This is a genomic window from Pantoea sp. R13S299, assembly GCF_048515925.1.
GTDB lineage: Bacteria > Pseudomonadota > Gammaproteobacteria > Enterobacterales > Enterobacteriaceae > Pantoea.
This window is the reverse complement of record NZ_JBLYEF010000006.1, coordinates 244,225-256,486: the sequence shown is the minus strand read 5'-3', so window position 1 is coordinate 256,486 and position 12,262 is coordinate 244,225. Positions and strand designations below refer to the sequence as shown.

Sequence of the window (12,262 nt, the reverse complement as noted above, 5' to 3'; positions counted from 1 at the left end):
ATTACGCTTTCCTCCTGCAGAGTCAACCTCTATTTCAGAAGTTTTTCTCCGGCGGCGCAGTCTCCTGTGCCTCCTGACCCGTTTCCCGTTGCCGGTTTGCCGTGTCAGTGGAGGCGCATTATAGGGAGTTTCCTCAGGCTGACAAGTGTTTCTTCGAATTAATTTGCCGAGCGCATCTTTTTTAAACGAACGGCTTAAAAAGAGACGTTTCATGGCCGAATAACGCACAAAACTGGCAACTAAACGTTGTAAAGAGACCTGCCGTTGCCGATTGCGGGTGCTATTATTTTGCTTCTTCTCGCAGGATAACCCCAGGAAGGACACTCAATGATAAAATCCGCGCGCAGCATGGCTGGTTTGCCATGGATAGCTGCTATGGCCTTTTTCATGCAGTCACTCGACGCCACCATACTGAATACTGCCCTGCCCGCTATCGCCACCAGCCTCGATCGTTCTCCCCTGGCCATGCAATCCGCCGTCATCAGTTACACTCTGACTGTCGCTATGCTGATTCCGGTCAGCGGCTGGCTCGCCGATCGCTTCGGCACACGCAAGGTGTTTATCATTGCGGTTTCGCTGTTTACCCTCGGTTCGCTGGCTTGTGCACTGTCACCGACGCTTTCGGTGCTGGTCATGTCGCGCATCGTGCAGGGCGTCGGTGGCGCAATGATGATGCCGGTCGCGCGACTGGCACTACTACGTGCCTATCCGCGCAGTGAACTGCTGCCGGTGCTTAACTTCGTCACCATGCCGGGATTAGTTGGCCCGATACTGGGGCCAATGCTGGGCGGCGTGCTGGTCACCTACGCTACCTGGCACTGGATCTTCCTGATTAATATCCCGATTGGCATTCTCGGCATTATCTACGCACGCAAATATATGCCTGACTTCACCACACCCAAACGCCGCTTCGACTTTTTCGGCTTTATATTATTCGGGGCTGGACTGGTGATGATCTCGATTGGGATTGAGCTGTTCGGTGAGCGGATTGTTTCTGCCTGGCTGGCCGGCGGGATATTACTCAGCGGGATCGTGCTTTTACTCCTCTATATAGTGCATGCCCGAAATCACCCTTCCCCGCTGATCAATCTGCCGATGTTTAAAACCCGGACTTTCTCGGTTGGCATCGGCGGGAACATTGCGTCACGTCTCGGCACCGGCTGTGTGCCCTTTTTGATGCCGCTCATGTTGCAGGTCGGGTTTGGCTATTCAGCGATTATCGCAGGCTGCATGATGGCACCTATCGCTGTGGGTTCAATTCTGGCGAAGTCGACGGTGACACAACTGCTGCGCTGGCTGGGCTATCGCCGTCTGCTGGTCGGCATTACCGCCATTATCGGCATCCTGATCGCCAGCTTCTCTCTGCAGTCGCCTGCTGAAAGCATCTTTGTATTGTTGCTTCCACTGTTTATTCTCGGGATGGCGATGTCTACGCAGTTCACCGCCATGAACACCATTACGCTGGCCGACCTGGATGATGATAACGCCAGCGGAGGTAACAGCGTGCTGGCCGTGACGCAGCAGTTAGCAATCAGTTTTGGTGTGGCCGTCAGCGCTGCGGTGCTGCGCTTCTATCAGGAGTTTGAAACCAGCACTATTTCACAGTTTCACGCCACGTTCCTGACTATGGGTATCGTCACCGTGCTTTCGGCGCTGACCTTTATGCTGCTGAAGAACGGGGATGGACGTAATCTGATCAGTAATCGCGACAAGATGAAGAAACGTTAAACCGAACCCCGCACCACCAGTTCCGGCGTCAGCACCAGCGTTTGCTGGCTGGCGTCGGGATCGCTGAGACGATGAATTAAGGTGTCTATCGCCAGTTCACCCAGCGCATCTTTCGGCTGATGGATGGTACTCAGTGGCGGGGTGAGATAACGCGCCAGTTCGATATCGTCATATCCCATGACCGCCATCTGCTGCGGAACCCGCATCCCGGCCTGATAGAGTGCATGATAAACGCCGACCGCCATAGCATCGTTACTGGTAAACACGGCTTCCGGCGGCGTTTCCAGCGCCAGCAACTCGACCATCCCGTTGTAGCCGCCCTGAAATTCAAAGTCACCATTCACCACATAGCCGGGCAGAATCTCCAGGCCACTCTTTGTCATGGCGTTGCGATAACCTTCCAGGCGCATACGCGCCGGGGTTTTATCCTGCGGACCGGCGATACAGGCGATGCGGGTATAACCGCTGTCGATAAGGTGCTGCGTCGCCAGCTCTCCCCCCAGCAGGGCGTTATCCTGAATGATGTCACCGCGGTTTTCAAAGGGCGCCCAGTCCATCATCACCGCAGGGATAGAAGGATAACGGTTCAGAATGTCTGCCGAGGGCAGATGACTTTCAGTACACATGATCAGCAGACCATCGACGCGCTTCTGCATCAGCGTCTCCAGGCTGCGGTTCATCCGCTCCTCATCACCCGCCGTGTTACAGAGAATCAGGCTGTAGCCACGCTGATAGCAGCTCTCCTCCACGCCCCGCACCACTTCGGCGTAAAAAGGGTTACTACTGGTGGTCAGCAGCATACCGATGGTGTGCGTCTGATTGATCTTCAGACTGCGCGCCAGTGCAGAAGGGGCGTAGTTAAGGTGGCGGATGGCCTGCTCAACTTTTTCCCGCACGCCTTCACTGACAAAGCGATTGTTATTGATCACGTGCGAGACAGTGGAGGTAGAGACGCCCGCCAGGCGAGCGACATCTTTCATGGTGCTCAAAGGCTTAGCCCTGCTGTTGCAAAAAATCATCAATCTCCGCGCGCCACGGCACGGAGGGCTGCGCACCCGAGCGGGTAACGGCAATAGCAGCAGCGGCATGGGCAAATCGCACCGCGTCGTACATTGGCTTCTGCTCCAGTCGCGCGGTAATAAAGGCACCATTAAAGGTGTCGCCCGCCGCGATGGTGTCGATAGCTTTAACGCTGAAGCCCGCAATGCGCTGACCTTCTCCCTGCTCGCTCAGCCAGACACCGCGGCGACCGAGCGTAATCAGTACCGTGCCAATGCCTTTCGCATGCAGCACTTCCGCAGCGCGAGCCGCATCTTCATCGTTGTTAACCGCAATGCCGGTCAGACTCTCGGCTTCGGTCTCATTCGGCGTAATAATGTCGATCAGCGCCAGCAGCTCATCAGAGAGACGGGTAGCGGGTGCCGGATTGAGAATAACCTGCGTCTGATGCTGTCGGGCGAAGGTCGCGGCGGCCAGCACGCTTTCCAGCGGCGATTCCAACTGCATTAATAGTGCATCGGCATCGGCGATAACCTGCTGATGACGCGCTACGCAATCGGGTGTTAACGCCGCGTTTGCACCGGAGTAGATGCCGATGTTGTTCTCACCGTCACCGTTGACGAAAATCATCGCCACACCGGTCGACTCACCCCCGACAACCTCGACTGGCGAGGTATCAATATTGTCCTGTACCAGCTGCTCACGAATACGTTCGCCAATGTCGTCAGCGCCTACACAGGCGATAAAGGCGATATCAGCACCAGCACGACCCGCGGCTACCGCCTGATTCGCACCTTTACCGCCAAACGCAATCTGATAATTCTGCCCGATCACCGTTTCACCGGGACGAGGGAAGTGCGCCAGATTAAGGATGTGGTCAGCGTTGATGCTGCCAAGAACGGCCAGTTTTGCGTTTTTGCTCATTAGGGGAGTCCGGAATAAGTGCGCCACCGGGAGGGTGGCGCGGTGCCCTGCTTTTCTTTGAGTTATTGAGTGACCAGCTTCAGGTCGACCGGATTGATCGCCTTCACTTTTTCACCCTTTAGCACTTTATCAGCGGTATCCACGCCGATCATGCCAATTTTTTCTGGCATCTGTGCCACGGTCGCAGTCAGTTTGCCAGCTTCTACGGCTTTAACGCCATCAGCAGTGCCGTCAAAACCAACCACGATCACACCGGTTTTTCCGGCGGTCTGCAGTGCACGCAGTGCACCCAATGCCATTTCGTCGTTCTGAGCGAATACTGCCTGAACATCCGGATGCGCCTGCAGCAGGTTCTGCATGACGTTCAACCCTTTAGTACGGTCAAAGTCAGCAGGCTGGCTGGCGAGGATCTGGAATTTATGCGCATCAGCGGCCTGTTTGAAGCCTTCGCCACGCTCGCGGGCAGCAGAGGTACCGGCAATGCCCTGCAGCTCAATAATTTTGGCATTTTCGCCGACTTTTTTGGCGATGAAGTCACCGGCCATTTTACCGCCGAAACGGTTATCGGAAGCGACGTGGCTGACCACGGTGCCCTGTGCAGCAACGCGGTCCAATGTAATAACCGGAATGTTCGCCTGATTAGCCATCTTCACTGCGTTACCCACGGCATCAGAGTCAGTCGGGTTGATCAGCAGCAGTTTGGTGCCGCGAACCGTCAGATCCTGCACGTTTGCCAGCTCTTTCGCCGGGTTGTTCTGTGAATCCAGCACCACCAGGTTGTAGCCCAGCTTATCCGCTTCTTTCTGTGCACCCTCTTTCAGGGAGACAAAGAACGGGTTGTTCAGGGTTGAAACCACCAGCGCGATGGTATCTTTTGCCATAGCGCTGGTACTGAGCGTTGCGCCGAGGATCATGGCCAGTGCGGTTAACTTTTTCATCTTGTTATCCTGTGTAAGGTCAGAGTTATTTACTGCTTTTATTATCCACCAGCACCGCCAGCAGGATGACTACCGCTTTAACGATCATCTGGTAGTACGAAGAGACGCCCATCAGGTTCAGGCCGTTGTTCAGGAAGCCGAGGATTAGCGCACCAATCAGGGTGCCGAAAATTCGGCCTTTACCGCCTGCCAGGCTGGTTCCGCCCAGCACGACCGCCGCAATCGCATCCAGCTCATAGCCGGTGCCCGCTGTCGGCTGTGCCGAAGAGAGACGCGCCACTTCAATGGTGCCCGCCAGCGCGGCCAGCATGCCACTCAGTGAATAGACGATGATCTTGACGCGATTCACATTAATGCCTGAGAGACGCGTTGCCGCTTCGTTACCGCCAAGCGCATAGATGTAGCGCCCCAGGCGGGTGTGTTGCAGCATGTACCAGGCGGCAATAAAGACCAGCGCCATCAGCCAGACCGGCGCAGGGATACCCAGCGGGCGACCGATACCAAACCAGCCCAGCAGATCGGCATTGGCACTGAAACCAGTGTTAATCGGGCTGCCGTCGGTATAAACCATGGTGACACCGCGCAGCAGCAACATCATGACCAGCGTGGCGATAAAGGCCTGAACCTTGCCGCGCGCCACAATGGTGCCGGTCAGAGCGCCGATTGCCGCTCCGAGCGCCAGCGAAGCCGCCACCGCGACCAGGGCATTCACTTCCATGCCCACCAGCGAGGCACCCACCGCGCCGGTCAGAGCCAGCAGCGATCCTACGGAGAGGTCGATACCGGAAGTCAGGATCACCAGCGTCATCCCGACCGCCATAATGGCGTTAACCGAGGTCTGCTGCAGAATGTTGAACAGGTTAGCCACGGTAAAGAAGTTCGGGCTCTGGCTGGCCACCACGGCGATCAGCACCATCAGCGCAATCAGCGACTTCTGTTCCAGTAGCCAGCTTTTGCTAAACCAGCGACGGCTGGCCGGTAAAGTTTGGGTCGTCATACCACTAAATCCTCGCTGTGTTGCTTGCCTACGGCGGCTGCCATCAGGCTTTCCTGAGTGGCTTCTTCTCGGGTAAATTCGCCGCTGATACGGCCTTCATGCATCACCAGAATCCGATCGCTCATGCCCAGTACTTCCGGCATTTCCGAGGAGACCAGGATGATGCTCAGCCCTTCGGCTTTAAACTGGTTAATCAGCTGGTAGATCTCTTTCTTCGCACCGACATCCACACCGCGTGTCGGTTCGTCCAGAATCAGCACGTTGGGCCGGGTCATCAGACCACGGGCAATCGCCACTTTCTGCTGGTTGCCGCCTGAAAGCAGGCCAATCGGCTGCTCCATGGAAGGCGTTTTCACATTGAAAAGACGGATAAAATCGCCCACCGCCAGCTGCTCTGCTGCGTGTTTCAGCGTGCCGCTGCCGTGACTGAAATAGCGCAACGCCGTCAGCGACATGTTCTCTTTCACTGACATGCCCAGTACCAGGCCATCGCGCTTACGATCTTCGGAGATATAGACGATGCCGTTCGCCAGTCCATCCTGCGGCGAGCGCGTCACGACTTCCCGGCCATTGAGCCACAGGTTGCCTTCGCGACGCGGCAATGCGCCGTACAGCACTTTCATCAGTTCGGTACGGCCCGCGCCCATCAGGCCGGAAACGCCGAGGATTTCACCTTTGCGCAGGCTGAAGCTAACGTTCTCCACGCCCGGTCCGCTGACGTTCTCCACTTTCAGCCGCACGTCGCCTGGCGCCTGATCAATATGAGGATATTGATCTTCCAGCTTACGTCCGACCATCATCTCGATCAGGCTCTCTTCGGTCAGCTCGCTAACCGGACGTTCAGCAATAAACTGACCGTCGCGGAACACCGTAACGTCATCGCAGATCTCAAAGATCTCTTTCATGCGATGCGAGATATAAACGATGCCGCAGCCCTGGGCTTTCAGTTCGTTGATGACCCGGAACAGCGACAGCGTTTCGGTATCGGTCAGCGCATCAGTCGGTTCATCCATGATGATGACCTGCGACTCAAAACTCAGGACTTTGGCGATTTCGACCATCTGCTGATCGCCAATCGACAAGTCGCCCACCAGCTTGTGGCTGTTGAAGCGCAGATTAAGCCGTTTAAGGAGCGCATCCGCTTCGGCATACATACGCGGCCACTGGATACGGCCAAAACGACCCACATATTCGCGACCGAGGAAAATATTCTCCGCCACGGTTAACTGAGGGATCAGGTTCAGTTCCTGATGGATAATGCCAATGCCCGCTTCCTGAGACGCTTTCGGTCCACTGAAACGGGTCTCTTTGCCGAGCCAGCGCAGCGTACCGGCATCATACTGGTAGATCCCGGTCAGCACTTTCATCATGGTGGACTTACCTGCGCCGTTCTCGCCCACCAGCGCCATCACGCGTCCTGCCCGGACATTCAGCGATGCGCCCTTAAGGGCTTTCACACCCGGAAAGGATTTTTCAATGCCGTCGAGTTGCAGTAAAGGTTGCATAGCGGCCTCAGAAGGTCACACCGGCGCTGAGGATGACATTCGCATACGGAGAACACTCTCCGCTGCGAATGACCGCCTGACTACGCTGCGTTTGTTGTTTGAATTGTTCATGACTGGTGTAGCTGATGGTGATGATATTCCCCTGGTGCTGTTGCAAGGCTTCGAGCACGGCGATAAGCGCACTATGAAGTTGCGGATTATGCTGCTTAATCTCTTCCGCGATCAGGGCGCTCTCTACCTGCATCTCCAGTGCGACAGCATTAACCACCTGCATAAAATCGGGCGTACCCGGCGTGAGCGCTAAGTCGATGCGCTGCGGTCCTGCCGGAATGGGCAGGCCTGCATCGGCAATCGTCAGCGTATCCGTGTGTCCCAGGCGGGCAATCACATGAGAGAGTTCAGCGTTTAACAGGCGACCTTTTTTCATCTTTTCACTCCACAGCGAAACGTTTCGCTGCGTGGAGTGTATGAAAAGCCGTCATCAACTCAACTGGCAAAGAAGAAATCTGTGATCACCATCGAAACGTTTCGCTCACGCGGGGGATAATTTGCATTAAGGCGGGGAATGGAACGAAAAAAGGGCCGCGAATGCGGCCCTGAAGAAAAAGATTAAGGCAGTTTCTTAACCTGCTTAACGTCCATCTCAATGCTGTTGAAATCTTTATCCAGTTCACCCGTCAGCTCAACGTTATCTTTGGGCGTGATGGTCTGTCCGTTCCAGTGCTTATGGTCGATTTCGACGTTCATGGTGCCGGTCTGGTCGCGGAACAGATAATCTTCCTTGCCGATCTGTTTCTCCAGCTTGCCGCGCACGGTGATCCAGCTGTCATCTTTCATCTCTTCAGCCTGCTTCACAGTCACCACACTGGTGTGATCGGCACTGAAGCCGCCCTGACCGGCTGCTGACTGCGTCGGTGCGGCCGGCGCGCTGGGATCAACAAATCCGCCCTGCTGCGCAGCGAAAACCGGGGCGGAAGCCAGCATAACGACGGCCAGAATTGCAGCGTGCTTTTTCATGGTGTACCCCTTTCTCAGTGGTGTTTTCGGTTTGAATACGCCCAGTTGACCATAGAGTTCTTAACGGCTTCTTAAGCGTTAAAAATAAGCTATTTTCGCCGAAATCAGCTGTACAGAGAGGAAGTTGCTTCGTATAAAGCGCTATCGGAACAGGGAGACGTGATGCGTATTTTACTGATTGAAGACGATCGCTTAATTGGCGACGGTATCAAAGCGGGGCTGAGCAAACTGGGCTTCAGCGTTGACTGGTTTACCTCTGGTGAGTCGGGCTTTAACGCGCTGGAGGCCGCGCCATGGGATGCGGTGATTCTGGATCTCTCTCTGCCTGAGCGGGATGGACTCGATATCCTGCGACAGTGGCGACAGCAGGGCAACGATGTGCCGGTACTGATACTGACCGCCCGCGATGCGCTCGATCAGCGGGTTGAAGGCCTGCAGATGGGAGCCGATGACTATCTGTGTAAGCCCTTTGCCCTAACAGAAGTGGCCGCTCGCTTACAGGCGCTGATCCGCCGCCGTCACGGCCAGCTGCAGCCCGAACTGCGCCACGGTAACGTGGTGCTGATCCCCGGCAGCCACAGTGTGACGCGCAAGGGTGAGGCGATTGAGTTGAAAAGCCGCGAACTGGCGCTGCTGGAACTCTTTATGCGAAATCCGGGCAGGGTGCTGACGCGCAGTCAGCTGGAAGAGAAGCTCTACAGCTGGGACGCCGACGTTTCCAGCAATGCGGTGGAAGTGCATATCCATCATCTGCGTAAAAAGCTGGGCAGCGCGTTTATCCGCACGCTGCACGGCGTCGGTTATACCCTGGGGGCCGCCGGATGCGATCAATGAGTCTGTTTCTGCGGCTGGGCATCGGTTTTGTGCTGTTGCTCGGCCTCTGCTGGGCCAGCGCCAGCCTGAGTGCCTGGCATCAGACCCGTGAAACCCTTGATGAGCTTTTTGATACCCAGCAGATGCTGCTGGCCAAACGTCTGCTGACGCTGGATTTCTCCTCGCTGGACAACACAACGCTGCCCAGAACCAAAGAGATGCTGCGCCACCATCGCGGCGAACAGGATGATGATGCGCTGGCCTTTGCTGTCTTCACGCATGACGGCAGACAGGTGATGAATGATGGCGATAATGGCCGCTACCTGCCGTTTGAGGCGGACTATCAGGGATTTCATGATGGCCAGCTCACCAATGATGACGATCGCTGGCGGTTTGTCTGGCTAACCACGCCTGACAAGCAGTTCCGGGTGGTGGTGGGTCAGGAGTCGGAATACCGTGACGACATGACGCGGGATGTGATGAAAGCCAGCGTCCTGCCCTGGCTAATCGCGCTGCCCTTTATGTTGCTGCTGCTGATCGGGCTGGTCTGGTATGAACTGCGGCCGCTGAAGACGCTGGCACAGCAGCTGGCGCAACGTGCGCCCGATGATGATACGCCGCTGCAGGCAGACCGCGTGCCGAAAGAGGTGCAACCGCTGATGGTCGCGCTCAATGGCCTGTTCAGCCGCATCAGCGCCATGATGCAGCGTGAACGGCGCTTTACCTCCGATGCCGCGCATGAGTTGCGCAGTCCGCTGGCTGCGCTGCAGGTGCAAAGCGAAGTGATCCAGTTGACTGCGGATGATGAAGTGATGCGAACCCATGCGCTGCAACAACTGGATGCCGGCATTATCCGCGCAACGCGGCTGGTGGATCAGTTGCTGACGCTCTCGCGGGTTGAGGCCGATGATGCGCGCAGCGCCTTCGAACCGGTGGCGCTGAAGCGCACGGTGCAGGAGACGCTCGCCGCACAGCTGCCGCTGGCAGATAAAACCGGTGTCACGCTGCGGCTGCACGCGGAGGCCGATCCGCAGATTCAGGGGCATCCGCTGCTGCTGTCACTGCTGGTACGAAATCTGCTGGATAACGCCATCCGCTATACGCCTGCGGGCAGTGAAGTGGATGTGCGGTTGCAGGAAAACAGCCTGTCGGTGGAGGATAACGGCGAGGGTCTGAGTACAGCGGAACTGCAACGGCTTGGTGAGCGTTTCTGGCGACCGCCAGGTCAGGAGAAAAGTGGCAGCGGGCTGGGATTATCAATAGTGCGCAACATTGCCCAGTTGCACGGAATGCAGGTCACCTTCAGCCAGCGACCCGGCGGCGGACTATGCGTCACGCTGCGCTGGTCAGCGCCCGCCCCGTAAGGCGGGCTCTGCAGATCAAATCTCGACCTGAGTACCCAGCTCAATAACCCGGTTTGGCGGAATCTCAAACTGGTCTGGCGCACGGAGCGCATTGCGCTGCAGCGCCAGGAAGAGCTTGCCGCGCAGGCGCAGATACCACGGTCGTTTGCCTATAATCAGCGACTCATGCGACATAAAGAACGACGTCTCCATCATGCGGCAGTTGAGTCCTTCCAGTCCGCAGCGGTGGAAAATCTCCTCAACGTTTGGCGTTTCACGCCAACCGTAGCTCGCCACTACGCGCCAGAAGGTCGGCGACAGCTGCTCGATGGTCACGCGACGCACGTTGTGCACGTAAGGTGCATCTTCAGTCCGCAACGTCAGCAGTACGACCCGCTCATGCAACACTTTGTTGTGCTTAAGGTTATGCAGCATGGCAAACGGAATCACATTCAGCGCACGCGACATATAAACCGCCGTGCCCGGCACGCGAACCGGCGGCGATTTCTCCAGTGAGGCGATCATCGCCTCCAGGGAGTTGCCATGTTCGTGCATACGGCGCAGCAGGCGGAAACGTTCGCTTTTCCACGTCGTCATAATGATAAACATCACCAGGCCGAGACAGAGCGGTAGCCAGCCACCGGAGAAGATTTTCACCAGGTTGGCGGTAAACAGCGGCACGTCGATGCAGAGCATCAGTACCAGGATAACGGCCACCGCCAGCTTGTTCCAGTGCCAGTTTTTAACCGCCACGGTGCAGGAGAGCATCGCCGTCAGCACCATCGTACCGGTCACCGCAATACCGTAGGCTGCAGCCAGATTACTTGAATGCTCAAAGCTGATAATCACAATCAGCACCGCGAAGTAGAGCACCCAGTTGATCATCGGAATATAAATCTGGCCCGATTCGCGCTCAGAGGTGTGGATGATGCGCATCCCCGGCAGATAACCCAGTCGCACCGCCTGACGCGTCAGCGAGAAGACGCCAGAGATCACCGCCTGCGAAGCGATCACCGTGGCCAGGGTCGCCAGAATCAGCATCGGGATCAGCGCCCAGTCCGGCGCCAGCAGGAAGAAGGGGTTTTTAATCGCTTTAGGATCGCTGAGTAACAGCGCGCCCTGACCAAAGTAGTTCAGCACCAGCGACGGCAGCACCACTGAGAACCAGGCCAGCCGAATCGGCACTTTACCGAAGTGACCCATATCGGCATAGAGCGCTTCAACCCCGGTAATCGCCAGCACCACCGCGCCAAGCGCGAAGAATGAGACAGATTTATAGTGCAGGAAGAATTCAACCGCATAGGTGGGATTCAGCGCATGCAGCACTTCCGGGTTTTTCATGATGCCGCTGACCCCCAGGATCGCCAGCACCAGGAACCACACCAGCATCACCGGCGCGAAGAGTTTGCCCACCATGCCGGTACCATGTTTCTGAATCGCAAACAGCAGCGTCAGCACCGCAATCGACATCGGCACAATAAAGGGATCCAGCGACGGCGCGGCAATCTCCAGACCTTCAATGGCTGACATCACCGAAATGGCCGGCGTGATCACCACTTCCCCATAGAAGAAGCTGCCGCCAATCAGGCCCATGATCACCAGCACTGCCGTGGCGCGTGCACCCGTATGGCGGCCCGCCAGCGACATCAGTGTCAGAATACCGCCTTCACCGGCATTGTCGGCGCGCATCACATAACTGATGTACTTCAGTGAGACCACCAGCACCAGCAGCCAGAAAATCAGCGACAAAAAGCCAAACACCGCTTCCCGCTCAACGCCGAAGCCGAACTGTCCGGAGAGACATTCACGCAAGGTATACAGCGGACTGGTGCCGATATCCCCGTAAACAACACCAATAGCGGCCAGCGTTAATCCGCGAAGTGACTGCTTATTATCCGAGCTCATAGAGTTATCTTTTGTTGGAGTCTAAGAGGCGCAACAACCCCTCGCTCAGGCCATCAAAAAGCGCACAGTATGCACGGTTTGCCGAAAATTCCT

11 protein-coding genes and 1 pseudogene are annotated in these 12,262 nt (G+C 56.5%); 3 read left to right on the top strand and 9 right to left on the bottom strand.

Annotated elements, in window-relative coordinates; all coding sequences use genetic code 11:
- A pseudogene (locus tag ACN1CO_RS21620) lies at positions 1–324 on the bottom strand (hypothetical protein); the annotation flags it as partial.
- A 3-nt stretch (positions 325–327) separates the two neighbouring features.
- Between ACN1CO_RS21620 and mdtD the strand changes: the two are divergent.
- On the top strand, positions 328–1,728 hold the full coding sequence (gene mdtD, locus ACN1CO_RS21615) for a multidrug transporter subunit MdtD (protein ID WP_419140624.1): 1,401 nt from the start codon (positions 328–330) through the stop codon (positions 1,726–1,728).
- On the opposite strand, the gene rbsR is transcribed toward mdtD, so the two are convergent.
- From rbsR to ACN1CO_RS21580, 7 genes are all read right to left on the bottom strand, one after another.
- Positions 1,725–2,717: a ribose operon transcriptional repressor RbsR gene (gene rbsR / locus ACN1CO_RS21610; protein ID WP_419140623.1), complete on the bottom strand. Its 993-nt coding sequence runs from the start codon at positions 2,715–2,717 to the stop codon at positions 1,725–1,727. The two genes, mdtD and rbsR, sit on opposite strands and share 4 nt — an antisense overlap.
- A 4-nt stretch (positions 2,718–2,721) precedes the next feature.
- The gene (rbsK, locus tag ACN1CO_RS21605) at positions 2,722–3,651 is read right to left on the bottom strand and encodes a ribokinase (RefSeq protein WP_419140622.1); all 930 of its coding nucleotides are present in this window, start codon (positions 3,649–3,651) and stop codon (positions 2,722–2,724) included.
- Positions 3,652–3,713: 62 nt separating this feature from the next.
- Complete coding sequence (gene rbsB / locus ACN1CO_RS21600) at positions 3,714–4,589, bottom strand: ribose ABC transporter substrate-binding protein RbsB (RefSeq protein WP_013359546.1); 876 nt, start codon at positions 4,587–4,589, stop codon at positions 3,714–3,716.
- Positions 4,590–4,614: 25 nt separating this feature from the next.
- Positions 4,615–5,586 carry a ribose ABC transporter permease gene (gene rbsC / locus ACN1CO_RS21595; protein ID WP_013359547.1) on the bottom strand — a complete coding sequence of 324 codons (972 nt, stop codon included), beginning with the start codon at positions 5,584–5,586 and terminating at the stop codon, positions 4,615–4,617.
- Positions 5,583–7,091, bottom strand: a complete 1,509-nt coding sequence (rbsA, locus tag ACN1CO_RS21590) for a ribose ABC transporter ATP-binding protein RbsA (RefSeq protein WP_003849481.1) — start codon at positions 7,089–7,091, stop codon at positions 5,583–5,585. The genes rbsC and rbsA overlap by 4 nt, the downstream gene beginning before the upstream one ends.
- Before the next feature lie 7 nt (positions 7,092–7,098).
- Positions 7,099–7,518, bottom strand: coding sequence for a D-ribose pyranase (gene rbsD / locus ACN1CO_RS21585; protein ID WP_419140621.1), 420 nt, complete (start codon positions 7,516–7,518; stop codon positions 7,099–7,101).
- A gap of 182 nt (positions 7,519–7,700) precedes the next feature.
- Positions 7,701–8,108, bottom strand: coding sequence for a YgiW/YdeI family stress tolerance OB fold protein (locus ACN1CO_RS21580; protein ID WP_419140620.1), 408 nt, complete (start codon positions 8,106–8,108; stop codon positions 7,701–7,703).
- 162 nt (positions 8,109–8,270) lie between these two features.
- On the opposite strand from ACN1CO_RS21580, the gene qseB reads away from it, so the two are divergent.
- A complete protein-coding gene (gene qseB, locus ACN1CO_RS21575) occupies positions 8,271–8,942 on the top strand; it encodes a quorum sensing response regulator transcription factor QseB (protein WP_419140619.1) in 672 nt (223 codons plus the stop codon).
- Positions 8,930–10,285, top strand: a complete 1,356-nt coding sequence (gene qseC / locus ACN1CO_RS21570; RefSeq protein ID WP_419140618.1) for a quorum sensing histidine kinase QseC — start codon at positions 8,930–8,932, stop codon at positions 10,283–10,285. The genes qseB and qseC overlap by 13 nt, the downstream gene beginning before the upstream one ends.
- 15 nt (positions 10,286–10,300) lie before the next feature.
- Here qseC and kup read toward each other — a convergent pair whose 3' ends face one another.
- Positions 10,301–12,169 (bottom strand): low affinity potassium transporter Kup, encoded by a 1,869-nt coding sequence (kup, locus tag ACN1CO_RS21565; RefSeq protein ID WP_419140617.1) that lies wholly within the window; start codon positions 12,167–12,169, stop codon positions 10,301–10,303.
- Positions 12,170–12,262 lie beyond the last annotated feature (93 nt).